Origin of the sequence: Candidatus Amarobacter glycogenicus, from assembly GCF_016704105.1 — a bacterium.
In the GTDB taxonomy this organism is placed as follows: Bacteria; Chloroflexota; Dehalococcoidia; order Tepidiformales; family Tepidiformaceae; genus Amarobacter; species Amarobacter glycogenicus.
Map to the genome: position 1 here is coordinate 178,958 of NZ_JADJAT010000001.1, position 23,807 is coordinate 202,764.

General features: G+C 65.0%; 23 protein-coding genes and 1 pseudogene. 18 read left to right on the plus strand and 6 right to left on the minus strand.

Annotated elements, in window-relative coordinates:
* Positions 1 to 134 precede the first annotated feature (134 nt).
* Entirely contained in the window at positions 135 to 1,331 is a 1,197-nt protein-coding gene (locus tag IPG14_RS00955; RefSeq protein WP_343390621.1) for a thiolase family protein, read from the plus strand.
* 2 nt (positions 1,332 to 1,333) lie between these two features.
* Positions 1,334 to 1,747: a Zn-ribbon domain-containing OB-fold protein gene (locus IPG14_RS00960; RefSeq protein WP_343390622.1), complete on the plus strand. Its 414-nt coding sequence runs from the start codon at positions 1,334 to 1,336 to the stop codon at positions 1,745 to 1,747.
* A gap of 137 nt (positions 1,748 to 1,884) precedes the next feature.
* On the opposite strand, the gene IPG14_RS00965 is transcribed toward IPG14_RS00960, so the two are convergent.
* The 4 genes from IPG14_RS00965 to IPG14_RS00980 all read right to left on the minus strand — a co-directional run bounded on the left by IPG14_RS00965 (position 1,885) and on the right by IPG14_RS00980 (position 5,502).
* The gene (locus IPG14_RS00965; protein WP_343390623.1) at positions 1,885 to 2,697 is read right to left on the minus strand and encodes an enoyl-CoA hydratase-related protein; all 813 of its coding nucleotides are present in this window, start codon (positions 2,695 to 2,697) and stop codon (positions 1,885 to 1,887) included.
* A gap of 73 nt (positions 2,698 to 2,770) precedes the next feature.
* On the minus strand, positions 2,771 to 3,304 hold the full coding sequence (locus IPG14_RS00970; RefSeq protein WP_343390624.1) for a DUF6886 family protein: 534 nt from the start codon (positions 3,302 to 3,304) through the stop codon (positions 2,771 to 2,773).
* A 131-nt stretch (positions 3,305 to 3,435) separates the two neighbouring features.
* Positions 3,436 to 3,888, minus strand: a complete 453-nt coding sequence (locus IPG14_RS00975) for a hypothetical protein (protein ID WP_343384664.1) — start codon at positions 3,886 to 3,888, stop codon at positions 3,436 to 3,438.
* Positions 3,889 to 3,960: 72 nt separating this feature from the next.
* Positions 3,961 to 5,502 carry a GMC family oxidoreductase N-terminal domain-containing protein gene (locus IPG14_RS00980; protein WP_343384665.1) on the minus strand — a complete coding sequence of 514 codons (1,542 nt, stop codon included), beginning with the start codon at positions 5,500 to 5,502 and terminating at the stop codon, positions 3,961 to 3,963.
* A gap of 83 nt (positions 5,503 to 5,585) precedes the next feature.
* Here IPG14_RS00980 and IPG14_RS00985 point away from each other — a divergent pair, with 83 nt between their 5' ends.
* The 10 genes and pseudogenes from IPG14_RS00985 (at position 5,586) to IPG14_RS01030 (ending at position 17,271) form a co-directional block, all read left to right on the plus strand.
* On the plus strand, positions 5,586 to 7,076 hold the full coding sequence (locus IPG14_RS00985; RefSeq protein ID WP_343390625.1) for a DUF4173 domain-containing protein: 1,491 nt from the start codon (positions 5,586 to 5,588) through the stop codon (positions 7,074 to 7,076).
* 62 nt (positions 7,077 to 7,138) lie between these two features.
* On the plus strand, positions 7,139 to 7,837 hold the full coding sequence (locus tag IPG14_RS00990; RefSeq protein WP_343390626.1) for an acetate--CoA ligase family protein: 699 nt from the start codon (positions 7,139 to 7,141) through the stop codon (positions 7,835 to 7,837).
* 60 nt (positions 7,838 to 7,897) lie between these two features.
* Positions 7,898 to 9,316 carry a CoA-binding protein gene (locus tag IPG14_RS00995; protein ID WP_343384668.1) on the plus strand — a complete coding sequence of 473 codons (1,419 nt, stop codon included), beginning with the start codon at positions 7,898 to 7,900 and terminating at the stop codon, positions 9,314 to 9,316.
* Between the two features lie 180 nt (positions 9,317 to 9,496).
* Positions 9,497 to 10,513 carry a phosphotransferase family protein gene (locus tag IPG14_RS01000; RefSeq protein WP_343390627.1) on the plus strand — a complete coding sequence of 339 codons (1,017 nt, stop codon included), beginning with the start codon at positions 9,497 to 9,499 and terminating at the stop codon, positions 10,511 to 10,513.
* Complete coding sequence (locus IPG14_RS01005; RefSeq protein WP_343390628.1) at positions 10,510 to 10,953, plus strand: hypothetical protein; 444 nt, start codon at positions 10,510 to 10,512, stop codon at positions 10,951 to 10,953. The genes IPG14_RS01000 and IPG14_RS01005 overlap by 4 nt, the downstream gene beginning before the upstream one ends.
* Positions 10,950 to 11,513, plus strand: a complete 564-nt coding sequence (locus IPG14_RS01010) for a CoA pyrophosphatase (RefSeq protein ID WP_343384671.1) — start codon at positions 10,950 to 10,952, stop codon at positions 11,511 to 11,513. The genes IPG14_RS01005 and IPG14_RS01010 overlap by 4 nt, the downstream gene beginning before the upstream one ends.
* Positions 11,514 to 11,544: 31 nt before the next feature.
* Positions 11,545 to 13,086, plus strand: coding sequence for a UDP-N-acetylmuramoyl-L-alanyl-D-glutamate--2,6-diaminopimelate ligase (locus IPG14_RS01015; protein ID WP_343384672.1), 1,542 nt, complete (start codon positions 11,545 to 11,547; stop codon positions 13,084 to 13,086).
* Between the two features lie 124 nt (positions 13,087 to 13,210).
* A pseudogene (locus tag IPG14_RS01020) lies at positions 13,211 to 13,354 on the plus strand (zinc ribbon domain-containing protein); the annotation flags it as partial.
* 39 nt (positions 13,355 to 13,393) lie between these two features.
* Positions 13,394 to 16,321: a hypothetical protein gene (locus IPG14_RS01025; RefSeq protein WP_343391049.1), complete on the plus strand. Its 2,928-nt coding sequence runs from the start codon at positions 13,394 to 13,396 to the stop codon at positions 16,319 to 16,321.
* A gap of 125 nt (positions 16,322 to 16,446) precedes the next feature.
* The gene (locus IPG14_RS01030) at positions 16,447 to 17,271 is read left to right on the plus strand and encodes a peptidylprolyl isomerase (protein ID WP_343384673.1); all 825 of its coding nucleotides are present in this window, start codon (positions 16,447 to 16,449) and stop codon (positions 17,269 to 17,271) included.
* Positions 17,272 to 17,313: 42 nt separating this feature from the next.
* On the opposite strand, the gene IPG14_RS01035 is transcribed toward IPG14_RS01030, so the two are convergent.
* Both IPG14_RS01035 and IPG14_RS01040 read right to left on the minus strand, forming a co-directional pair.
* Positions 17,314 to 17,943, minus strand: coding sequence for a hypothetical protein (locus tag IPG14_RS01035; protein WP_343390629.1), 630 nt, complete (start codon positions 17,941 to 17,943; stop codon positions 17,314 to 17,316).
* Positions 17,933 to 18,163 carry a hypothetical protein gene (locus IPG14_RS01040; RefSeq protein WP_343384675.1) on the minus strand — a complete coding sequence of 77 codons (231 nt, stop codon included), beginning with the start codon at positions 18,161 to 18,163 and terminating at the stop codon, positions 17,933 to 17,935. The genes IPG14_RS01035 and IPG14_RS01040 overlap by 11 nt, the downstream gene beginning before the upstream one ends.
* 109 nt (positions 18,164 to 18,272) lie before the next feature.
* Here IPG14_RS01040 and IPG14_RS01045 point away from each other — a divergent pair, with 109 nt between their 5' ends.
* From IPG14_RS01045 to IPG14_RS01070, 6 genes are all read left to right on the plus strand, one after another.
* Positions 18,273 to 19,436, plus strand: coding sequence for a nitronate monooxygenase (locus IPG14_RS01045; RefSeq protein ID WP_343390630.1), 1,164 nt, complete (start codon positions 18,273 to 18,275; stop codon positions 19,434 to 19,436).
* Positions 19,433 to 20,665, plus strand: coding sequence for a CoA transferase (locus tag IPG14_RS01050; RefSeq protein ID WP_343390631.1), 1,233 nt, complete (start codon positions 19,433 to 19,435; stop codon positions 20,663 to 20,665). Before IPG14_RS01045 ends, IPG14_RS01050 begins: the two co-directional genes overlap by 4 nt.
* A 14-nt stretch (positions 20,666 to 20,679) precedes the next feature.
* Entirely contained in the window at positions 20,680 to 21,936 is a 1,257-nt protein-coding gene (locus IPG14_RS01055) for a CoA transferase (protein WP_343390632.1), read from the plus strand.
* A gap of 101 nt (positions 21,937 to 22,037) precedes the next feature.
* On the plus strand, positions 22,038 to 22,607 hold the full coding sequence (locus IPG14_RS01060) for a LemA family protein (RefSeq protein WP_343384678.1): 570 nt from the start codon (positions 22,038 to 22,040) through the stop codon (positions 22,605 to 22,607).
* 55 nt (positions 22,608 to 22,662) lie between these two features.
* Positions 22,663 to 22,788 carry a hypothetical protein gene (locus IPG14_RS01065; RefSeq protein ID WP_343390633.1) on the plus strand — a complete coding sequence of 42 codons (126 nt, stop codon included), beginning with the start codon at positions 22,663 to 22,665 and terminating at the stop codon, positions 22,786 to 22,788.
* Entirely contained in the window at positions 22,785 to 23,720 is a 936-nt protein-coding gene (locus IPG14_RS01070; RefSeq protein WP_343390634.1) for a M48 family metallopeptidase, read from the plus strand. Before IPG14_RS01065 ends, IPG14_RS01070 begins: the two co-directional genes overlap by 4 nt.
* The last annotated feature ends 87 nt before the right edge of the window (positions 23,721 to 23,807 follow it).

Below are 23,807 nucleotides of genomic sequence, written 5' to 3' on the forward strand. Positions count from 1 at the left end.
GGTCACTCCGGGGCCGCGGCTGGAAGGCCCGTAACCATCGTAGCGGGAAGGAGCCTGCCCTCGCGAGACTTCTCCATCGTCCCCTCTCAGGCGTAGCATCCGCGGCACACTCCACCAGCCACAGGAGCACGCCCATGCGTGGTCTACGAGGCGAAGCCGCCATTGCCGGCGTTGCTGAATTCGCCCCCACACGAAAGCCCGAGAAGCTCTGGATGGGGCTCGAGGCCTATTCCGAACTCGCCCGGATGGCCCTGGATGACGCAGGCCTCTCCATCAGCGACGTCGATGCCGTGCTGACCGGGAACAACCTGCAGGAAGCGCAGATGTTCGTCCCTGCGACGATCATCGAGTACCTCGGGGTCGAGTCTCACTTCTCGGAGGTTGTCGACCTCGGTGGCGCTTCCGGGGCCGCCCTGGTGCTTCGCGCGGCAATGGCGATCGAAATGGGGCTCTGCGAGACGGCACTCTGCATGCTGTACACACAGGCGCACCATCGGAACCCGAAGGCGCCGCCGGTGAATTACGCACGAGACTGGGGTGGCGGTGTCTGGGGATCGCCCCAGGCGGAATTCGAGATACCCTTCGGGGCCGTACAGGGCACCTACGGCTACGCGATGATCGCGAACCGCTACGCTCACGAGTTCGGCCTCACCGACGAACAGCGCGCGAAAGTCGCGGTCGACCAGCGCACGAACGCGCTTGCCCATCCGCACGCGGTCTTCCGAAACACGCCGATCACGACCGAGGACGTGCTCAACTCGCCGATGATCTGCAGCCCACTCCACATTCTGGAGATCGTGATGCCGTGCATGGGCGGGGCCGCGGTCGTCGTGACCTCGAAGGAGAAGGCGGCGAAGACAAAGAACCGGCCGGTGTACGTGGTTGGCGGCGGCGAGAACACGACTCACCGCTCGGTGACGTACGAACCCGACTTCACGCACTCGCCGATCAAGGCAGCATCCGACCGGGCGTGGGCGATGTCGGGGCTGAAGCCGAAGGACATCGACCTGGCTTCCCTTTACGACTGCTACACGATCACGGTGCTGCTCACACTCGAGGACACAGGTTTCTGCGCCAAGGGCGAGGCCGGGCGGTTCGTGATGGAACACGACCTGACGTACAAAGGCGACTTCCCGATGAACACCCACGGCGGCCAGCTGTCGTTCGGCCAGGCCGGCATCGCCGGAGGCATGTCGCACGTCACCGAGGCCGTCCTCCAGCTGCAGGGCCGGGCCGGAGACCGCCAACTGCGCAAATGCGACACAGCGTTCGTCAACGGCAATGGCGGAATCATGAGCGAGCAGGTCTCGATCATCCTGAGGGGGGCGTGACCATGACGACCTACCGGCCGAATCCTTCGCCGATCCCGAACCCCATCCCTACCTCTGCACCGTTCTGGGCGGGCACGAAAGAGCACAAGCTCATGCTCCAACGCTGCCCGCGGGGTCACGTCTTTTACTACGCGCGGACGCACTGCCCGCAATGCCTTTCGCGCGAACTCGAATGGTTCGAGGCCAGCGGCCGGGGCACGCTTTACAGCTTCACTATCTGCGAACGCGCCCAGTCCGCGGACTTCGAACCGGACGTACCGTACGTCGTCGCCGCTATCGCCCTGGCAGAAGGCCCGCGCATGACCAGCCTCCTGGTGGACACCCCGCACGACCAGGTCCGTTGCGACATGCCGGTGGAGGTCGTGTGGCAGGACGTGGGGGATGAAGCTGCGATGCCGTATTTCCGGGGTGTTTGAGGCTCTTACAGTCCGGTTTCGAAAAGCAGGATTGTCGACCATGCGGGTCGGACCTCGGAACCCCGACGCAGCCTTGCGGCGGTGGTGAAGGACTGGGTTTCAAAGCTCGACATCTGACGGCCGGCCAGAGGAGGAATTCACCCCAGCCGCTCGAAGTTCGGCGCGCGCTTCTCGATGAGTGAGCGGGCGCCCTCGGTCGCATCCGGACGACCCACGGCTTTCCACTGGACGACATCAGCTTCGCGGAAGGCGCGCTCGTAGTCGGCGCCCATGTGGGCATACATGAGTGACTTCGTCTCGGCGAAGGCGAGCGGAGCGATACTTCCCGAGATGTCGCGAATGTAGGCTTTTGCGCGCTCGACGACGTCTTCGCCTTCTTCGCACACGTATTCGACGAGGCCGATCCGCTGGGCTTCGGCTGCATCGATGCGCTTGCTCGTCATCATCAAGTCCATCGCCCGGCCGGGGCCCACGAGCCGCGGGAGCAGCCAGGTCATCCCGTGCTCGCCGATGAGTCCTCGTTTCATGAACACCGTGGTAAAGCTCGCGCCGGCGGCGGCGATACGGACATCGCACTTCGCAGCGAGGACAAACCCACCGCCAGCGGCCACGCCGTTGACGGCCGCGACAACCGGCTTCGGCACTGCCAGGAGGTTCGTGAACAGGCCCGGGATCTGGGGGCCCGGCGCCGCGGAGCGCGAACCCGGCTGGCTCGCCTCGGCCGCAGTAACGTCCACCAGTGCCTGCGAGTCCAGGCCCGCCGAAAATGCGCGACCGGTGCCGGTGATGACGATACCCACAACACGCCGGTCGGCTACCAGCTCATCTACCCCGCGCTGAATCTCGGCGAGCGTGTGGTAGGTGAATGCATTCAGCTTTTCGGGCCGGTTGATGCGGAGCACCCCGACGGGGTCTTCGATCTCGACTTCGATGTCGGTGTAGTCAGCCATTTTCGGTGCCTCCTCGTTCAAGCCTGGCGAAAGCGGCCGGAGCGTACCAGATTCGAACGACGGCGGGGCCCTATCAACGCGTCCCAGCAGCCTCGGGAGGCCAACCGGTCGCGTTTCGGAGGCGAATCCCCGAGAAGTGGAAGCTCTTGTCCCACGCGCCGAAGAGGGGCGTGAGCGATGGCATGAGGCGCAGCTCAACGCCTTGGCGTCCAAGGGCGCCGATGAGTTCGCCCACCGGTTCGACGGCCAGCGGAACTTCGACCTCGCGGCTGACAAGCATCCACGGGTCGTCTTCAAGCGGGCGAAAACGAGCGGGGTCCAGCTCGTAACGGTAGAGCTGCGTTATCCGCATCCGTTCCAGCCATGCCCACTCGATGCAGGCGATGCGCGCATCGGGACGACCGGCAAACCAGCGGTCGAGGTCGGCCGGCGTCGTCTGGGGAGTCGGCCAGAGGAGGATACGCGGGCAATCCCGCGGGAAGAGGTAGGTCCAGGCGCGGGCTTCGTCGACCGTCCAGACGAGTGGTTCGACCTCAGGCCGGTGCAACGGCGTGCGCGGGACGAACTCGCGGATAGCCGGGTCCTCCGAGAAGTGGAAGAGCCTCATCGCAGGTGGAAACGCCCGGGCGGGGACCGAAGTTACTTGCAGGTCCTCGACGTCCTCGGGATGAAACGTAAGTGCCGCGGCGAAAGCGCCGCCACTCGTCGGAGCGGGGCTGTGTTCAGGGCGCGGGCTCGCTACGGAACTTCCTCAACCGCAGTCAGGCTGCGGGGATACTGACCATCTTCGGCGTACGGCTGAATGTCGCGGTGGAAGATGACTACTCTCCAGCCGTCCGCTTCCTTCCGCATGGCCTGTGTGAAACGGACGCGGGCTCGCTCCGGCGGGAGCCCTTTCTCCTGGAAGTCCTCGACATACCATCCCCACGCCAATCCCAGGTCGCCGTCGACGGCGGTCCGAAGTGTCTCCGTCTCCATCCGGTAGCGGATCATCCGGCCCTTGGCTTCCTCCCCAACCCGGCGGAAGTCGTCTTCGGTTACGGAGCCCATGCGGCGGGCAGCCGCAGTCCGATATCCGAAGCCGATCCCGGATGCTTCAAATCGCCAGAGTCTCTCGAAGTCCCAGTTGGAGTTCGCCTCCACCCACTCCGAAAAAGCTCCCGCAACCTCTTCTTTTGTAATAGTGTCCATGGTCTCGCCTCCGTGGGGCCCAGTTTGGCGCGCAGCATGCTAGACATGACAGGAGGCGCTGACAACCTCGACTTACAGCCCGTATAACTCCGCGCCACGGGTCCGCACCCATTCGCCGACCATTTCACCGATCATGATCGACGTCAGGTTCGTGTTTGCGCGGGTGACGGTGGGCATGATGCTCGCATCGGCGACGACGAGGCCTTCGACCGAATGGCAGCGTCCATACTGGTCGACCACCGCTCCCTGGTCGGAAGCGGGACCCATGGGAACCGTCGCGCAGGGGTGGAAGCCGCTTGCAGAGAGACGCAGGCAGAGGTCGCCCAGCGATTCATCTGAGAGAGCGCGGCGGGGGTCCGGGAAAGTCTGTTCCACCACCATGTCGGAGAGCGGCTTCGTCTTCACGAACGCGACCGTGTCCCGCAGGCAGGCCACGAGACGGCTGCGGTCCCGCTCGTCTTCGCAGAAGCGCTGTTCGACGACTGGCGGGGCGTGCGGGTCGGCCGATGCGAGGCGCAGCGTACCGGTCCCATGCACCTGCTCGAGGACGGCGGCGATGGCGAAGTTGGTGAGCGGGCCGCCGCGAGGCGAGAAGGAGAACGCTTCGATCTGGAGATCGTTTCGAAACGCGCTCCCCGGCGCGGTGTAGCGAAGGATCGTCTGGACGATGGGCTGGTCGGCATCCAGCAGGCTGGGGTCTTTCGCACGGCAGACCACGGCGAGGGCGGGGTGGTCCGAGAGCCTCGTGCCCACACCCTGGATATCGCGCAGAAGCTCGATGCCGTGGCGCTCGAGTTCGTCGCGGGGGCCGATGCCGGAGCGCATGAGGATTGCCGGGGACTGAAGCGCTCCGGCGCTCAGGATGATCGTGCGCGCGCGGAGGACTTCGATGTTGCCGTCCGTCTCTACCTCGACACCCACCGCACGGGTCCCTTCGAAGACGACGCGCCGGGTGAGCGTGTTCGGCCGAATACGGAGGTTGGGACGGGCACGGGCGGCCGAAAGGTAACCGATGGCCGTTGAAATCCTGAGCCGGCCGATCTTGTTCATCGGATGGGGGCCGGAACCCCAACCAGCGGGATCGTTCGCGTCTTCGCAGCGCGGGTAGCCGAGGGCATCGCTGGCTTCGAGCCAGGCCTGGTGCACCTGGGTCAGCTCGGCGGTACGGTAGCGTTGGATGGTGATCGGCCCGGCATCGCCGTGGTAGGGGCGATCACCGAAATCAAGGTCGCGCTCGAGGCGCTTGAACGCGGGGAGGACGCGCTCCCAGGCCCACTCAGGATTGCCGGCGGCAGCCCACGCGTCGTAATCCTCAGGCATGCCTCGCAACGCGATGGTGGTGTTCACCGCGCTCGAACCTCCCGTCACACGTCCACGGGGGAACGGCGCCGAACGCCCGGCGGCGGTAGCCTGGTAACTGAATCCCCAGTCGTGGTCGGCGTAGGAGTTGTTGTGGCTGTTTACCAGGTCGAAGGGCGTGCCGGCGGTATCCGGGTAGTCCGGGCCGGCTTCCAGGAGGAGGACCGAGCGGCGCGGATCCTCGCTCGCCCGGGCGGCGATAACCGCACCGGCCGAACCGGCGCCGACCACAAGAACATCAAACTCGCCTTCCACAGTCACCACCTCCGTGGCGGGGAATTTACGCCTCCCGCGTGCTCCGGGGGAACCAAAACGCGGCAAGAGGCGTCCTGAAAAGGATGGACAAGCAAACTCCCGACACGCCGAACGCGCTGGCGCCGGCCATCCTCCTGGCCGCAGCGGGGCTGGGCGTCCTGGGCGAAATCCTGTTCCTGCCGGGGATCCTGGGCGCCAACCTTTTCCTTTGGACGGCCTCCGTGGTAGCCGCTCTCCTGGCGCTCTCGCGATTCAGCGGCAAGCCCCTTCGCGGCGAGGGACGCTGGGTTATCGCGCCGGCCCTCCTGTTCGCCGCCTGCGTCGCGTGGAGGTCCTCCCCTTTCCTCCAGGCCATCGACACGGCAGCAGTCCTCGGGCTCCTCGCCGTGGCGGCGTTCCGCATGCGCAGCGGGGTTGTGCGCGTCGGGGCGGTCAGCGAGTACCTCTGGTTGGCCGCCCTGGCGCTGATTTCCGGCGTGATTGGCGTGGCCGACCTGGCATTTCGCCGTATGAACTGGGGCATTCTTGGATCGAAGTTCGGGGGCGGAAGGCTTCTGCTCGCGGCCCGTGCCGTGGCCTTGGCCCTTCCTCTCGTGGTGGTGTTCGGTCTACTGCTCGCATCGGCAGATGCAATTTTCGCAGACAGTCTCGGATCTGCCGTCTACTTCGACCTGTCAGGCGGGGTACTGCACGTGGTGAGGGTCGCCTGGTGGACCTGGGTCGCGGCGGGCTTCCTCTATTCGGTGCTGGTGCAGGAACCGAAACCACTCCCGGAGGTGGCGCCTCCCGAGGGCGTCCGCCTGGGCCCGATCGAGGTTGCCACCGTCCTGGGTGCTGTCGACCTGCTCTTCCTTGCGTTCGTGGTGTTCCAGATCCGGTACCTGTTCGGCGGGGCCGGGCACGTTGAGGTCACCGCGGGGTTGACGTACGCCGAGTACGCGCGCGAAGGGTTCTTCGAACTGGTGGCCGTTGCGGCACTCGTGATCCCCCTGCTGCTTGGCGTGCACTGGCTCTTGCGGGATTCCTCGCCAGTCCTGAGAACGGCGTTCCGCCTGGCATCAGCCGCGCTGCTTGCGCTGCTCTTCGTCATCATCGCCTCGGCACTGCAGCGGATGCGGGTGTACGTCGACGAGTTCGGACTGACGCAGCTCCGGTTCTACAGCACCGCATTCATGTTCTGGCTCGCCGCTGTTTGCCTGCTGCTCGGCATCACCCTGTTGCGGGAGCGGCGACGGCAGTTTGGCTTCGCTGCGCTTGCTGCGGGGACAGTAGGGGTGTTCGCGCTGAACGCAATCAACCCGGACGCGTTCATCGTCCGCACCAATGTCGATCGGGCGGCGAGCCGCAACTTCGATGCAGCCTACGCCGCCAGCCTGAGCCCGGACGCCACGCCGACACTGGTCGCAGCGCTTCCCCGGCTGGCAGAGGCCGACGCCTGCGTAGTGGGGAACGCGCTCCTCGATTCGGCACCGGACGATGATGGCTGGCGCACCTGGAACCTCGGAAGGCAGGAAGCGCGCGAGGCAACCGCCGGTCTGGGAAGCCGTTTGCCACATGGCTGCCCGCGTCCCTGAGACACTCCCCCGCGCCTCCCGTACAATCGCGCCACAACACTCTCGCCCCAATCGAGGCCCCTATGTCGTTCGAATCCGTCCTCGCCCAGGCGCGCGCCGAAGGGCGAACGCTGCTCAATGAAGTCGAAGCCAAGTCGCTCTTGAAGGACGCCGGCGTGCCGGTGGCCACAACCACCCTTGCCGCCACGCGCGCCGAGGCCCAGGCCCAGGCCGAATCGGCCGGGTACCCCGTCGTCCTCAAAGTGGTCTCCCCGGACATCGCGCACAAGAGCGACGTGGGCGGGGTGAAGCTGAACCTGAAGGACAAGGATGCCGTCGGCGCCGCATTCGACGAGATCGTCGCCAATTCGAAGAAGGCCGTGGCAAATGCCCGCATCGCGGGTGTCGCGGTCCAGCACATGGCGCCCCAGGGCACCGAGGTCATCGTCGGGATGACCACCGACGCACAGTTCGGCCCGGTGATGATGTTCGGCCTGGGCGGCATCATGGTCGAAGTGCTGAAGGACGTTTCGTTCCGCCTCGTGCCGCTGGCGGAGAAGGACGCGGACCAGATGATCAACGAGATCAAGGGCCGCCCGGTCCTCGAGGGCGTGCGTGGCCAGCCAGCCGCCGACCTCAAGGCATTGAGGACCACGATTCTCAAGGTCTCTGAGTTCGTCCAGAAGCACCCGGAAGTGCGCGAACTCGACCTGAACCCGGTCTTCGCCTATCCGGATGGGGCCCTGGCAGTTGATGCCCGGATCGTCGTCTCGGAAGGCTGACATCCTCGTCTGACGGTCCGCGTCTCCGCGTTTCGCCCGTTCGTAGAAGAAGGTGCTCCCATGGCAGTCCCCGGTCACAAGCTCGACCGCATGTTCAACCCCGAGGTCGTCGCGGTCGTCGGCGACAAGGGCCCCGGCTATATGTGGCTTCGCAACAACTTGCCGTTTAAGGAGAAGGGCGGCCGGCTCTACTCCGTCCAGCTCGATGAGAAGGAGATCCCGGGCATCGAAGCGCTCGGTATCCAGAATTTCAAGTCGATGGCGGATATCCCCGAGCCGATCGACTACGCGCTGGTTGCGGTGCCACGGCAGGTCTCGCCATACGTTTTGAAAGACCTCATCGCGAACAAGGCGAACGGCGCGGGGTTCTTCACAAGCGGATTCGCCGAGACCGGCGAGGAACTCGGCGTGAAGTTGCAGACGCAGCTCACAGAGATGGCGCGCGAGGCGAGCTTCAACCTTGTTGGCCCTAACTGCATGGGCCTCTACCTGCCGAAGGTCGGTGTGCGCTTCAATGCCGACGCCCCGGTGGCGGATGACGGGAAGATCGGCTTCCTATCCCAGTCGGGTACGCACGGTATTATGTTCAGTCTCGTTTCCGCGGCGAACGGCATGCACGTTAGCCGCTGTGCCAGCTTCGGCAACGCCGTCGTCCTCGATGTTTCTGATTATCTCGAGTACCTCATGCTCGACGACGAAACCGAGGTCATCGGCATGTACGTCGAGGGCGTGAAGAACGGCCGGCGCTTCTTCGAAACACTGCGCGAGGCATGCAAGCGGAAGCCGGTGATCGTCTGGAAAGGGGGGCAAACCGAGGCAGGAGCGCGAGCGACGATGTCGCACACCGGCTCGCTGGCGGCGCCCCAGGCGGTCTGGGACGGGATGATGCGCCAGTGCGGCGCCATTACGACGAACAACCTCGATGAAACCATCGACGTGATGAAGCTGCTGCTCAACGCGAAGCGGCCGACCGGCACCGGCATGGCGCTGCTCGCCCAGACGGGCGGCCAGTCGGTTTCGATCACCGACGCCTTCTCCAAAGCCGGCCTCCGGGTCCCGCGTTTTAGCGACGGGACGTACACAGAGCTCGGCGAGTTCTTCAACATCGTGGGCGGCAGTTTCCAGAACCCGCTCGACATGGCGGGGACGATCCAGGGCTCGATGGACACGCTCGACCGCATCCTCCGGATCCTCGATGCGGACCCCAACGTAGACGCCATGGCGATGGAACTCTCCGCGATGTTCGCGGCGCGCCAGTGGAAGGGGAAGCCAGAGACGCTGGACAAGACCATCGAGGAGATTGCGCTGCACAAGGAACGCTCGAAGAAGCCATTCCTGGTCATCCTTCACCCGGCCCATGAAGCAGAGTACGTCGCGAGCATCCAGCCGAAGTTTCATGCGGCGAACATTCCGCTCTTCCAGAGCTTCGAACGGGCGGCCGCGGCGTTCGCGCGCGTGCTGGCGTACGAGAACCGGTGAATCGTCCGGCCTGACGACCAAGACGCCGGCCCGCGGGAGCCGCAGCGGCGCGCCGCCGGAACTTCAGGCCCGATCCGCCAGAGCTCCCTCTGACGCTCGAACGGGGCTCTGCATTTCTCGCGGGTGGTATGACGGCGGCGATTGACAGTCGCGATAACACGACTCCACGATTCGGCCGCAATGGAAGCCCCACTCGCAAGGTACCTAGAAGCCAAACTCCCGGCCGAAAACGTCCGGGTCACGAACCTCTTCCGCATCCCGGGCGGCGCATCCCGCGAGACCTGGATGTTTGACGCCACCTGGAGTGGGGACGGCGAGGAGCACTCGCAGGCCTTCGTCGTCCGGAAGGATCCTCCTGCCAGCCTCCTCGAAACGGACCGGGAAGCCGAATACGGATTCTATTCGGCGTTCTGGAACTCGGGCGTACCGGTCCCGCGCATGCGCTGGCTCGAACCCGACGCCAGCATCATCGGCGGACCGTTCTTCATCATGGACCGGATCCTGGGGTGCGAATCGAACACCCGGGCCCCACAGGCGCCTCCCTATCTCGCGGTCCAGCCCGAGATTGCGCGGAATATGTACGACATCCTTGGCATCATCGCGAACTTCGAGTGGCGTGGCACGGCCATCGAGAGAGTGGCGGAGCCGCCGGCAGCGGAAACGGCGTGGGAGAAGGAACTCGCTCATTGGGAGGGGATCATCAACGTCCAGGAGTTGAGCCCCCAACCGTTGATGCGGGCGGCCATACGCTGGCTTCGGGCCAACCCGCCGCCGCCCGCCCAGCGCGTCGGTGTCGTCCACGGCGACTACCGGGTTGGCAACTTCCTCTACCGGGAAGACGGCTCGATCCACGGAATCGTCGACTGGGAGATGGCGCACCTCGGTGACCCGGTGGAAGACCTTGCCTGGTCACTGAACGAATCGTGGCAATGGGCGAAAGACGGGCGTCCCGGGGGAATCGTGGACCGCGAGACGGCGATCACCCTCTGGGAACGGGCCAGCGGCCTGCGGGCCGATCCGGCGGCGGTCCTGTGGTGGGAAGTCTTCAGCCACGTGAAATGCCAGGGCATCTGGATTACGGGGGCACGTTCGTTCCAGGAGGGACGGACGAACGAACTCATCCTGCCGATGGTGGCCTACAGTCTGATAAACGCGCAGGACCAGGCGCTCCTGCGCACGCTGGGGAGGATCGCATGAGGCCGGATACATCGCGCACGCTCCAGGGGATCGCGATCAACCTGCTGACGAATGTGATCGCCGAAGTGAAGACCCCATTCGGCCAGCAGACGGTGGGAATTGCCGCCAGTTTGGCGATGTGGATCGCCGAGGAGACGGAGCGGGGAGCTGACCGCCTCGTCGTGGAAAACGGGGTGACGCGGGAGATCCTGGCTGATGGCCTGGCACTCGCAGGAACGGCACGCGCGGCGGTTGAAGCCGCCGCCGCAACGCCAGCCGCGCCGAACTTCAGGATCTCTTCGCTTCAGAGCGAAAACGACAGCCTGCGCAGGGGACTCATCGCCCTGCACGCGGCGGTGGAAAGCAACCCCTCGGCCGATGCACAATCGATGAACGAGCGCATCTGGGCCGAACTGATCGAGTCCACGCGCCGCCGCCAGTTCCAGGCAAGGATTGGATGAGAGAAGACATCCGCAGATTGCTCGCTGGATACGAGCCGATTACGCAGGAACCCGATCCTCCGCTGCCACCCGCGGGAGTGTTGCTGATCCTCCACGAACGGCCGACGGGGCCCCATATCATCTTTCAGAAGCGGACCGACTCGGTGCGCGATCACAAGGGCCAGATAAGCTTTCCCGGCGGGGCGACCGACCCCGAAGACGGTTCGGTGTTGCACACAGCTCTGCGGGAGACCCACGAGGAGATCGGCGTGGAACCGGAGCACGTCGAAGTCCTCGGCCAACTCGACGACATGGTGACCGTCTCGAACTTCAAGGTCACGCCTTACGTCGCGTGGTTGGACCGTTACCCATATGACTGGCAATTCAGCCACCACGAAGTCGCCTACCTGCTCGAGGTGCCACTCGATCACCTCCGCGATCCCAGGAACCTCATCCCGGATCGCCGGGTAATCAACGGCCGCGAATACGAGTTCCAGAGCTACCAGTTCGGCGAAGACCTGATTTGGGGCGCCACGGCGCGGATGCTCGGCAACTTCCTCGATATCCTCCAGGGGCTCTGACACTGAAACGGCGGACGTTTACGATTTGGCCATGACCAAACCCGCCGATCGAACGCTGGGCTCTCTGGTAGCCGAGGTCCCGGGGGCGCGCCTCGTGCGCGGATCCCCGGATACGGTCGTCCAGGCGCTCGAATACGACTCGCGGCAGGCGAAGCAAGGATCACTGTTCATCGCCGTCCCTGGCTTTGTCACGGACGGGCATACCTACCTGCCTCAGGTGGCCGCTGCCGGGGCCGCTGCGGCCATCGTGCAAGCGGACCATGTCGACTCCCTCCTCGTGCTGCCTGAGACGCTGGCTCTCGTTTCAGTGCCGGCGACGCGGCCGGCGCAGGCGAGTGCGGCCGCATGGTTCTACGGCCATCCCGGACGGGAGATGGTCGTCATCGGGGTGACCGGAACCGACGGCAAGACCACCACCTCGCACCTCCTGACCTCGGTCCTTGAAGCTGCGGGGGGGCGGGTCGGGCGTCTCGGGACAGTCGATACCTACTTCCCGGGCGAGTCCGGCAAAGTCACGGACCGGATGACGAGTCCGGAGGCGCCCGAAGTCCAGCGCCTCCTTCGCCGGTTTGCCGACGCAGGCTGCGAGTTCGCGATCGTCGAAAGCACGAGCCACGGGCTGGCGCTCCACCGGATGGACCATGTCGAGTACGACGTCGCCGTCTTTACGAACATCACGGGCGACCACCTGGACTTCCATAAGACGTTTGACGCCTATCGCGAAGCCAAAGGCCTGCTCTTCGCTGCGCTTGATTCGGCGACGGATAAGGGCGTGGCGAAGGCGGCAGTGGTGAATGCCGACGACCCATCGGCCAACGCCATGCTCTGGCGTACATCGGCCTTGCCGATTCGCTTCGGGCTCGAATCGCGGGAGGCTGAGGTCACGGCGCGGAACATCGTCCTGCGCGCGGATGGGAGCGACTTCCGCCTCGAAACGCCGCAGGGGCGAGCGGACGCATCGATTGCCCTGCCCGCTCTGTTCAACGTGATGAACGCGCTGGCAGCGGCCGGGGCCGGAGTCGCCTGTGGCGCGTCCGTCCAGGAGATCGCCCGCGGACTTACCGAGGCACCGGGCGTGCCGGGGCGAATGGAGCGGATCGTCGCCGGGCAGCCCTTCGAGGTCATCGTCGACTATGCGCACACCGGCGACGCCGTCCGGAAGGTACTTGAGGTGCTGCGTGCCGTGTGCAAGGGTCAGCTGATCGTGGTCGTCGGCGCGGCCGGTGAACGTGACCCCGGGCGCCGCTTCGGAGTTGGCCGGGCGGCCGCCGAAGGGGCGGATTTCTCGGTCTTTACCAATGAGGATCCTCGCTCGGAGGACCCCACCGCCATCGTGCGCGAAATCGGCCGGCACGCAGAAGGGGCCGGCAAGACGCGTGGGAGCGACTTCATCGAAGTCGAGGACCGGCGCGAAGCCATTGCAGCCGCCCTCGAGCGTGCCCGAGCAGGAGACATCGTGGTGATTCTCGGCAAGGGGCATGAGAAATCGATGATCTACGGCCTTCAATCGGTCCCCTGGGATGACCGGGATGTAACCCGCGAAGAGTTGGGACGGCTCGGGCACGCGGGTTAGCAGCCTAAATCGGCCCTGACGGACCGCGCATTCCGCCCACTCGTCACTTCGGCACAAGGCCGCCGGCGGCGAGGCTGATCGACCAGCGGAGGTGGTGATGCCGGGAAGGAACCAGGGCGTACGGTGCGCACAGTGTGGGGCGGGAGTGAGCGCAACGGCCAAGTTCTGCGCCGCCTGCGGCGCGTCCACAGCGCCTCCGCCTGCGCTCATCTGCGGTGCCTGCGGCGCACCACTCCCGTCCAGCGCTCGCTTTTGCCGCCGATGTGGACTGAAGGCAGGGTCGACGCCGGACGTGCGGAGGGCATCCGTGCGACCGGGGCGGTCGCGCGGGCCGATGCTCGCGGGGGCGGTCGCGGCGATCACGCTTGCCGTCGGCGCGGGAGCGTTCTTGCTGTTACGTGGGGGCAGCGACGGTGACGGGGCCGATAACGGCCCCGGGGGAGCAGCCCGGGAGAGCGTGCTGACCGTGACCGACCAGGTCTCTGAGCCGGGTCCGAATGGCCTGCCCCAGCGGCCCGGGCTTCACCTCGCTCACCCTGCGGGAGCCACGGCCGACGTGCCCGGTGGCGAAGTCGTATTCAGCGATTATGTTGACTTGCGACGGGTCTCCGTCCCGGATTACGGGCCAGGTTGGCAAGGGGACGGCAAAGCCTGGCAGTTCACCTCCAGCGCCGGCATGGTGATCGAAGACACCGTGTCGATCCGGCTTCCGGCCGCAGGCGCGGGTGAAGATGCCCGTGTGATCGCGCTTTCCGCCACGGGACGGTGGGTCGCAGTCCCTGCCGAGCGCAGCGGCGAGACACTCAGCGTCGCGATGACGAACGTGCCGGCGCCGTGGCTGATCGCCGTCGCTCGCCCAGTGGCGGTCACTCCCAACTCCGACCAGCCTCCCTCCGAAGCATCCCAAGCGGACGCGCTGTACTGGAACGACCGCGACGCCTGGCGAGAACAGGAGCTCGCCTGGCTGGCGATGCAGGACCTCACGGTGACCGAATCGGCAGCCGATCCAACGGCGCGCCTGACCGTCTCTCTCGATCCGACTCTGGCGCCCGCAAGGTCCTGGCTCGACACGCAGAAAGACCTGGACTGGGCGCTGCGCATCCTCCTGGGCGCCCGCGCCACGCTCGAAGCGGGCGGGGCACTCCTCCCGGGCGGCGCATCCGGCGCCGTCGCCTTCGAGCAGTACCGCGCGGCCGTCTCCCGGCTGGCGGCCGTCCGCAAGGAGTGGGTGACCTACCGGGCAAGGTGGGCGGAAGCGGCCGGGACGCCCGGGGACTGGTCCTGGATGACCTTCAGCGACGACATGACCATGGACCAGGCGATCGAGACGGCATGTGCGCTCTACACGCCGTGGGGGATCGACCTCACCCTCGGGCTACTCAAGGGCGGGAACCTGGACGGCATGGACCTGCGAGTGCTCGCCCCCTACGGCGAGGCCTACTTCACGGACATACCATTCGAACGAAAGACGCTCACTTTTGTGGATCAGGCCATCGACAAGGTGCAGATGGGCGCCGGCGAGAAGACCGAAATGCGGGCGCTTCGGCTCTACTCCACGCGGGCGATCGAGGACTGGTCGCTCATCGACTACTTGAAGGACTGGAAGACGGAAGCCTTCTTGCGCTACCTTCCCGCCGCACTCTGGGCGGCCGGAGTGACCTCGGGCGGACCGCTGCTGATCGCGGCGACGATCGCCGACCAGGTGCTGGACTGGTATCAGAACGCCGAGGAAACAGCCGGCGACCCGTACGTCTATGCCGGCATCGAGTACGCCGGGACGGGGCTCGAAGCGACCCAGCTCTACCTGGATGCGACGGAAGAAGCCGTCCGCACCACCTTCGTGGGCGAGTTCAACATCAAGAACCAGGCGTTTGGCATCGCGCAGTTCGTGTATAGCGCGGCCCTCTCCTACGCCGTCGCCAATACGGACTGGTACATGTTGAAAGATGTCCGCCAGGTGACGGCGGGGAGCCAGGCTTACTGCGTCCGCGGTTCGTGCAACTGGTTCTACGCCCAGCAGATCCCGCCGCTGCAGGTCGTCGCCGCTGTACGCGGCCCGGCGAAGCAGGTCGACGCGGCATATCCCGCGACCCGAAGCCGGATCATGGTCTGGAACCTCCAGCAGTTCATGACCTACGCCGGCGCGCCGAACCTGCACCGGGACTTCGTGGACGGGCGGGCCCCCGAGGCCGGGTTGACGGCGGGGAAGACGAGCATGCGCGACCTGGGGTGGGAGGAGTATGTCCAGGACAAGTGGCCCGACGGCATTGTCGCCACCCAGCCGCACGGCCAGGCGATCCGCATCGCGATCCCGAAGGACGTCTTGAATTCCATCGCAATCGACTACGAGTTAGGGCCGAGCCCGGAATTCGAGGATTACGGGCTGGTCCTCCGCCTCGAAACACCGGACGGCAAACGCAACAGCTTCGTCCTCGAGAAAGAAGGCGCACGGCTCAAGTCAGATGACAAGGACACGGCGTTTGTCGCAGTCCGGCTCGCGCGCAACGGAGTAAACCCGGCGGAAGACCCGGGCGAGGGCCTCCCAGAGGTGTACCGAGGCGATGGGCAGACCGTCGATGGCGGCGTGCTTCGCACCCGCCTGGCCGGCAGCATTTCGGCACACAGCGACGAGAAGCCGCGCCTCACGTTCGAAGTCGACTTTTCCGCGGCGCCCTGGCGAATCATCATCGGCGACAAAGAGGACCCGGAATCACAAAGGATCCACCTTTTCGATGCGACGCCAGGAGCACGGAGCAACATCTACCGGCTCAACAAGTTCGAGGTCACGACCTGGCCGGACGGTGCGAAGAGCGTCCTGCAGGCGTGGCGAGACGGGACGCTCGCACCGGAGTCGATCACCGCGTGTGAGACGAACCCTTCGTCGTGCTACCTGATCTTCTACACGCCCCCGGGCGCACCGACGGGCACGCTCGAGGCTGCCCTCACGGGCCCCGACCGGAAGCCCGAGAACGGCATCATCATCGCAACTCAGTTGGACGCCGACGCCCCCGAAGGGCAGCGCTGGCTCCAGTTCCAGAATGACCGGTTCTTCGGGATCTACACGGTCGACATCGGCCAGGACCGCATCTGCGATGGGAGCCTTTCGGGCGACACGGTTAGCGGCCGGGCGACGATCCGGACCATCGTCGAGGCGGACGACCCGGACGCGCTGAACCTCGACGGCTTCCCGAAGGGGACTGTGTCGCTCATCTTCGCAGGCACGCGGGTGAAGTGACGAGCCGGAAACGCGGTCCGCAGCCGCTGGCTTTCGAGGGTGCATGGCCCCTATGAACCCCGTTCGTATACTGAGATGACCGTTGTGCGGCCGACGCCGCCGTCCCCAAAGAAGAGGTTGACCACTTGGCCAAGAAGCGAAAGCGGGAGTTGCAGCACCTGCGGCAGGAACCGGCGCGCCGACGTTCGTACCAGCTGGGGAATACCAGCCCGAAGGACATTTACAAGCCGGGCTTCCCGATGAACCTCCTCGGAAACGTGAAGCTGTTCGCCCTGTTTGGCGTCGCCGTGATCGCATCGATGATCATCGCAGCCGTACTGACCAATCGTGGCAACGACAGCGATGCGGAAGCCGACGACCTGCGGACCGTCACTCCGACGGCAACCGTGGACGCTTCCGCGACGGCGAGCCCGTCCGCATCGGTCACGGCCAAGACCTTCGCGGCCGCTGAGCAGGTGGTTGATCCGGCGAAGCAGTACACCGCCACGATGAAGACATCGAAGGGCGACATCGTCATCAAGCTATACGCAGACAAAGCCCCGAACACGGTCAACAGCTTTGTCTTCCTGGCGAAGCAAGGCTATTTCGATGGGATCACGTTTCATCGCGTGGTGAAGGACTTCGTCATCCAGGCCGGTGACCCGACGGGCACCGGAAGCGGCGGCCCTGGTTACACCACGAAGGACGAACCGAACGAAATTCCGAACAAGCGCGGCACGATCACGATGGCGAAAGTCGCAGGTTCCGGCGTGTTCGGCAGCCAGTTCTTCATCAACCTGAAGGACAACGCGGCCCTGGACTACAACAACACGAGCGGCGACAAGTTTTACCCGTTTGGCGAAGTCACCAGCGGGATGGATGTGGTGGACGCAATCGGCAATGCCACCCTGGCCGGCAGCAAGCCCAACCCGCCGATCACGATCACGACCGTCACCATCGAAGAAAAGTAGCGACTCCCGGGCGGCAAATCGAAGGCACTGAGCCCTCACCGGTCACCGGTGAGGGCTTTCCTCTTCGACTCGGGCCACAACGCGGGCGATGAGCTCCCGCAACGAGTCAATCTCCGGCAGCGATCCCTCCGAGCCGAAGTAGACTGAAGTGAAGAATTTTCCCTGCGCCACGTGGGCGACCAGCACGGCGATGCGGCGGCCAGATGGCTCGACAGTGATGCGGTGCACGCCGGGCGCCACGTCCTCTACCGTCCTGTTTCCTTCCGGTAGCCAGGCGATTCCCGAAACTTGCAGGGCAGGGTGGTCGGTGTCGAGGCCAGCTGCATAGGCGGCCGCCTGCTCCGGCGTCGCGAACTCGACGGCCTGGCAAACCACGCTCAACGGTGGATCGAACGGGGGCTTCGGCAGCACCTGATTGAAGAATACGAACCTTCCTCGGAGCAAGCCGGCTTCTTCGAACTGGCGTTCGCGGAAGTCGGCGTCGTCACTCAGGTCGGCCAGATCCCGGGGGGTGAACTCACCTCGAGCGAGTTCGATGTAGTCGCCTTGCAGGTCAGCGGAGGAGCAGAGGCGCCGATCGAGGTCATCGGCGGCGGGCTCGCCAGTCGAGCAAGCCGAGAACGACGCTGCAGCGACGACGAGTGATACGACGAAACTGCGCCTAACCGGCACGTTCCGAGTCAGCTTCTGGCCCGATCATCCCGTGTTTCGCCTGGTAGCGCTCCACCAGCACGATGAGACCAAAGAAAGGGAAAAACAACAGCAATGAAACGAAACCCAGGGTCCACTCCGGGATGATGAAGAGCAGGATGGCGACGGCCGCGAAGAACGCCATCCCGATGATGGAGAGAATGCGCCCGGCGAGCACCCATGGCGTTACGGCGCTGTTCACCGTTCAATCTTCGCCGGTGACCGGCCGGGGGTCTAGACGAAGCTGAACGGCGCTTCAATATTGCGGCGGCTCACGTATACTCGGGCCGATTGCCCCCTGGAGGTGTGTTATGGCCCGCCCTGTCCTGCGCACTGAGCTTTGCGACACGCTCGGAATTGAATACCCGGTCATCCTGGCCGGCATGGGACCGGTTGCCGGCGGAATCGATGGCCCGGTTGCGACCTCTGCCCTCGTTGCCGCAGTCTCGAACGCCGGTGGCCTTGGCGTCCTCGGCGGCGCCGGGTTCAGCGCCGAGCGCCTGCGCGCCGAGATCAACAAGGTCCGAACCATGACCGACAAGCCATTCGGCGTGGACCTGTTGCTGCCTTCGAACTTCATGGGTGGCGCCGCCGCCGGCGAAATGCCGCGCGACCCCCGCGACCTCATCCCTAAGGAGACAACCGCGGGATTGAAGTCGATCGCCTCGAACCTCGGCGTCCAGTGGCAAGAGGCCCCGCGGCCGGCTGCCACCGCGCCAAGGCCAAGCGGCGGCGGCATGTCCGACGCACAGATGGAAGTCGTAATCGAGGAGAAGATCGCGGTATTCGCCTCTGGCCTCGGCAGCCCGGCGCCCTGGATCGACCGGCTTAAGGCGAACGGGACGAAGATCCTTTGCCTGGTTGGTAACGTGAAGAACGCGAAGCGCGTGGCCGGCATCGGTGCAGATGCGGTGGTTGCGCAGGGGACCGAGGCAGGAGGACACACCGGGCGCATTGCGACCTTCGCGCTCGTCCCGCAGGTCATCGATGCAGTGGCACCAACACCGGTAATCGCGGCGGGCGGAATCGCCGATGGGCGCGGCCTCGCCGCCGCCCTCGCGCTGGGCGCCGTGGGCGCCTGGTGTGGCACGGCCTTCCTGGTGGCCGAAGAAGCGAACCAGCCAACGACGCAGAAACAACGCGTCCTCGACGCGGGCGATGAAGACACGAAGATCACCCGTCTCTACAGCGGCAAGACGATGCGCAACATCACCAACCCGCTCATCGAGGCCTGGGAGTCTTCGGGGCTGCAGGCGCTCCCGATGGGGCTCCAGGGATTACTCATCCAGGACCTCGTCTACTCGGTACGCCAGTCAGGCAGGGAAGACCTGCTCATGAATGCGGCCGGCCAGGCCTCGGGCATGCTGACAAGGATCCGGCCCGCTGCCGACATCCTGCACGACATGGTTGCCGGAGCCGCCGAGATCCTTGGACGTACGCTCCCGGCACGGGTCACCGCGGTCCCGGAAGCATGACGGACCGCGCCCTCGAAGGAGTCCGAGTCATCGAATTCACCGACGAAATCGGCTCTTACTGCGGCCGGCTCCTCGGCGACCTCGGTGCTGAGGTGATCAAGGTGGAACCGCCTGGCGGCGGCCGCGAACGCCACGTCGGCCCGTTCATCACAGGCTTCGAAGGCGAGCCGGATGCGAGCCTTGCCTTCTGGGTGCACAACACCTCGAAGAAGTCGGTCGTCCTGGACCTCGACCTCCCCGGAGCGCAGGAAACGGCGCGCAAGCTCGCCCTGAGCGCCGACATCGTGCTCGAGGACTACCCTGTCGGGTATCTCTCTGCACGCGGGCTGGGATATGAACAGTTGCGCTCGCAGAAGCCGTCGCTGGTCTACACCTCCGTGACCGGGTTTGGCCAGACGGGACCGCACGCCGGCTGGGCATATGCCGACATCGTCGGCCAGGCGATGGGCGGGCTCATGACTCTGGCCGGCGAACAAAGCGACCCGCCGAACCTCATCTATGGCCGGCAGGCGGACGTCTCGGCAAGCATCCACGCGGCCCAGGGCACCATGATCGCCCTCCTCCACGCCGAAGCGACCGGCCAGGGCCAACTGGTCGACGTGTCGGCGCAGGAAGCTGTCTCTATCTCCCAGGAAACCGCGATGCAGACCTGGGACTTTCACAAGAAGAACCGGACGCGGACGGGCGAACTAGGCGCCCTTCCGATACGACTCCCGGGTTCCGGTACGCTGAAGACCAAAGACGGATACGTCCTCCTGTTGATCATCGCACCGGCCGGAAAGGATCTCCCGGACCTTGTCGCGTGGATGCGCGAGGAGGGCAAGGCGGGGAAGCTAGACGAAGAGCCTTATGCTTCATTGCTCGCGAAGTTCAACATGGCGTTCCTGACGCAATTGATGGGCAACCCCGCGGAGGCGGTGACGGTCCTCCAACACCTGGGCGCGATGAACCAGGAAATCGCCAATTTCTTCGCCTCGAAGACCGCGAAGGAAGCGTATGAAGAAGGGCAAAACCGGCAGTTGCTTGTCGGAATCGTTTCGACGCCGAAAGACCTGGCCGAAAACACGCAGTTGCGGGCCCGCGACTGGTACGTAACGTTCCCGGAAGCACCCGCCGGGCCAGCTGTAGAGTTTCCAGGCCCGCCCTACCGGCTCTCGGAGACACCCGCGCTGATCGCCCGTCCGCCGCGGCTGGGAGAACACACCGAAGCCGTCCTGGCGGCTTTGTAAGAAGGAGCCACACCATGTCCAAGCGACCCCTCGAAGGTCTCCGCGTCGCCGACTTCTCGTGGTTCGGGGCCGGCCCGATCGCGGCCAACACACTCTGCCACTTCGGCGCAGAAGTCGTGCGTATCGAATCCGAAACCAAAGTCGATGGCATCCGCATGGTCCATCCCTTCGCGATGAACCCGGACGGCACGTTCAAGTCCGGCTACAACGTCTCGGGGTACTTCAACAACTACAACACCGGCAAGCTTTCGATGTCGCTCAACCTGAACACCGAAAAGGGCCAGGAGATCGGTTACCGGATCATCGAGAAGAGCGACTTCTTCCTCACGAACTTCACGCCTCGAGTCGTGGACAAGTGGAACCTCCGGTACGACCAGATCACGAAGGTGAACCCGAGCATCATCGCCGCGTACGCGCCGATGCAGGGGCTCGAAGGACCACACCGCGATTTCCTTGGCTTCGGGGCGGTGCTGACTCCTGTTACCGGCATCAGCGAGATGTCGGGCTTCCCGAACCGCCCACCTTTCGGCATCGGGACGAACTACCCGGATTATGTCATCAACCCCGGACACACGGTGACCGCGATGCTGGCTGCGCACCGCTACAGGCTAAAGACCGGAAAAGGCCAATGCGTCGAGCTCCCGCAACTCGAATCGGTCGTAAACGCCCTCGGGACGGCTGTGGCGGAGCGGCTCGCGAACGGCACGAACCCGACGCGGACGGGCAATCGCCACCCGGCGTATTCGCCGCACGGCGCTTTTCGCTGCGCCGACGACCCGGGTTCGGTGAATTCGCCGGACCGCTGGGTGGTGGTGGCCTGCCGCGACGACGCTGAGTGGATGCGGGTGGCTGGCGTGCTGGGGCACGGTGACATCGCCCAAGACGGCAGGTTCAACTCGCTTGTCGCACGCAAGGACAACGAGGACGAACTCGAAGGACTGATCAACTCCTGGACGGCGGGCTGGAAGGCGGAAGAACTCTGCGCGGCGCTGCAGGCGGCCGGAGTACCCGCAGGCGTGGTGCAAAACGCCCAGGACATGCTGGATCGGGACCCACACCTGAAGGCTCGGGAGTACTACCAGTACGTCGAGCACGCGGAAGCCGGGCGCGAGGCGCACGACAGCCCGGCGGCGAGGCTCTCGGAGACACCCGGCTGGGTGCCCGGGCCGGCTCCACTGATGGGCGAACACACAATGGACGTTTGCGAGCGGATCATCGGCCTGACGATGGATGAGATCGCCGACCTGCTTGCCGAAGGCGTGCTGGTGTAGGCGCCTCCGGATGGCCCCGCGGGACGCTCCCCCGACGACCGTTCCCGGAGCCTGCCTTTCGCTGTGTTAAGATTGCGGCGAACCCGCCAAGGAGCGACACCGTGTCCCTCGTCATCGCGCTCATCGTCATCGCCGTTGTTGTCGTCGCCATCGTCGCATGGGTGATTGGCATCTATAACGGCCTCGCCCGCGCCCGCATCCGCGTCAAGGAAGCCTGGTCGGGCATCGACGTCCAGCTGAAGCGCCGCAGCAGCCTGATCCCGAACCTCGTGGAGACGGTGAAGGGCTATGCCGCGCACGAGAAGGAAGTGCTCGAGAATGTGACGCGGGCTCGCGCCATGCTGGACCGCGCAGCAACACCGGGCCAGGCCGCCCAGGCCGACAACATGCTGACCGGTGCGCTCCGGTCGCTGTTCGCCGTCGCCGAGGCCTATCCGGACCTCAAGGCGAACACGAACTTCCTCGAACTCCAGCGCGAACTGACCGACACCGAAGATAAGATCGCGTATTCGCGCCAGTTCTATAACGGCAACGTCCGCGTCTACAACGAAAAGACTGCTACCGTCCCTTCGTCGATCATCGCCGGGATGTTCCACTTCGAACCGGCTGAGTTCTACGAAGCGGAAGAAGCCGCGAGAGAAGACGTCAAGGTTTCGTTCGGCACGAACTAACTTCGTGACGGCGCAGATCGACCGTTTGCGCTGGCACCAGGACCGACGATCGACCATGAATGCCGAAGAATCGAAGCGAATTGAGATGCGGTTTGAGCGGGACATCGCCGTCCTGGCCGGGTCGGCGCCGATCGGTCGAGCAATCGACGCGACCAGTCCCGCGGCGCATGCCTCGCCATGACCTTGCCCTCCGCTCCCATCCCCGGCTCCACCCTCGTGTACGACCGGATCTCGGCGAACAAACGGACGACGTGGCTGATGATGATCGGATTCGTCGTCATCCTGACGGCGTTGATTGGGCTCGCTGCTTACGCGCTCGGCCTGGGACTGGGCGTGATGGGTTTCGTCGGGATCGCGCTCATCGTTTACGCGCTGTTTTCGTACTGGGCATCGAGCAGCATCGTGCTTTCCATTTCGGGGGCGCATGAAGTTACCAAGGAAGAAGAGTGGGAATTCGTCCGGCGGGTGGAGAACCTATCGATCGGCTCCGGGCTACCCATGCCGCGCACCTGGGTGATCGAGGACTCCGCCCCGAACGCGTTCGCGACGGGCCGGGACCCGAACCATTCACATGTGGTTGTAACCCGAGGCCTGCTGGACAAACTGGAGCCAATCGAACTCGAAGGCGTGCTCGCCCATGAGCTGTCCCACATCGGCAACTATGACATCCGCGTGATGACCCTGGCGGTCGTGCTCGCCGGGCTCATCGCCCTCGTGAGCGACTTCTTCCTCCGGTGGAGCTTCATGGGCGCCGGCGGCCGGAAGAGCGGCAAAGACAAAGGTGGCGGCGGGCTGGGAATCATCATCATTATCCTGGCTGTCGTCGCGGCCATCCTTGCGCCGATCATCGCCCAGGCGATCAAATTCGCGGTCAGCCGCCAACGCGAATACCTGGCCGATGCGAGCGGCGCGCTCCTCTGCCGGCATCCGGAGGCACTGGCCCGGGCGTTGGAGAAGATTGCGCTCGACCCGGAACCGCTTGAGGCCGCGAACAAAGCGACCGCTCACCTCTACATCTCCAACCCGCTGAAAGAACACCAGAGCTTCCTGAACAACCTGTTCAGCACGCATCCACCGACGGAAGAGCGCATCCGGCTGCTACGAAGCATGTAGCGCAGGTCCCGGGCGCGCACCATCCCCCTTCGCGACCGCCGTATGACGCAGCGTTTCGGCCCATTAGGCCCAGTCCAATTGGGTCTT

Excerpts from the sequence above, each read along its gene's own strand:
- IPG14_RS01015 (WP_343384672.1), top strand. The coding sequence starts at position 11,545 with ATGACCAAACCCGCCGATCGAACGCTGGGCTCTCTGGTAGCCGAGGTC.
- IPG14_RS01010 (WP_343384671.1), top strand. The coding sequence starts at position 10,950 with ATGAGAGAAGACATCCGCAGATTGCTCGCTGGATACGAGCCGATTACG.
- IPG14_RS01070 (WP_343390634.1), top strand. The coding sequence starts at position 22,785 with ATGACCTTGCCCTCCGCTCCCATCCCCGGCTCCACCCTCGTGTACGAC.
- IPG14_RS00965 (WP_343390623.1), bottom strand. The coding sequence starts at position 2,697 with ATGGCTGACTACACCGACATCGAAGTCGAGATCGAAGACCCCGTCGGG.
- IPG14_RS00990 (WP_343390626.1), top strand. The coding sequence starts at position 7,139 with ATGTCGTTCGAATCCGTCCTCGCCCAGGCGCGCGCCGAAGGGCGAACG.
- IPG14_RS01000 (WP_343390627.1), top strand. The coding sequence starts at position 9,497 with ATGGAAGCCCCACTCGCAAGGTACCTAGAAGCCAAACTCCCGGCCGAA.
- IPG14_RS00985 (WP_343390625.1), top strand. The coding sequence starts at position 5,586 with ATGGACAAGCAAACTCCCGACACGCCGAACGCGCTGGCGCCGGCCATC.
- IPG14_RS01005 (WP_343390628.1), top strand. The coding sequence starts at position 10,510 with ATGAGGCCGGATACATCGCGCACGCTCCAGGGGATCGCGATCAACCTG.
- IPG14_RS00960 (WP_343390622.1), top strand. The coding sequence starts at position 1,334 with ATGACGACCTACCGGCCGAATCCTTCGCCGATCCCGAACCCCATCCCT.
- IPG14_RS01055 (WP_343390632.1), top strand. The coding sequence starts at position 20,680 with ATGTCCAAGCGACCCCTCGAAGGTCTCCGCGTCGCCGACTTCTCGTGG.
- IPG14_RS01045 (WP_343390630.1), top strand. The coding sequence starts at position 18,273 with ATGGCCCGCCCTGTCCTGCGCACTGAGCTTTGCGACACGCTCGGAATT.
- IPG14_RS01065 (WP_343390633.1), top strand. The coding sequence starts at position 22,663 with ATGAATGCCGAAGAATCGAAGCGAATTGAGATGCGGTTTGAGCGGGAC.
- IPG14_RS00975 (WP_343384664.1), bottom strand. The coding sequence starts at position 3,888 with ATGGACACTATTACAAAAGAAGAGGTTGCGGGAGCTTTTTCGGAGTGG.
- IPG14_RS00970 (WP_343390624.1), bottom strand. The coding sequence starts at position 3,304 with ATGAGGCTCTTCCACTTCTCGGAGGACCCGGCTATCCGCGAGTTCGTC.
- IPG14_RS00955 (WP_343390621.1), top strand. The coding sequence starts at position 135 with ATGCGTGGTCTACGAGGCGAAGCCGCCATTGCCGGCGTTGCTGAATTC.
- IPG14_RS00995 (WP_343384668.1), top strand. The coding sequence starts at position 7,898 with ATGGCAGTCCCCGGTCACAAGCTCGACCGCATGTTCAACCCCGAGGTC.
- IPG14_RS01050 (WP_343390631.1), top strand. The coding sequence starts at position 19,433 with ATGACGGACCGCGCCCTCGAAGGAGTCCGAGTCATCGAATTCACCGAC.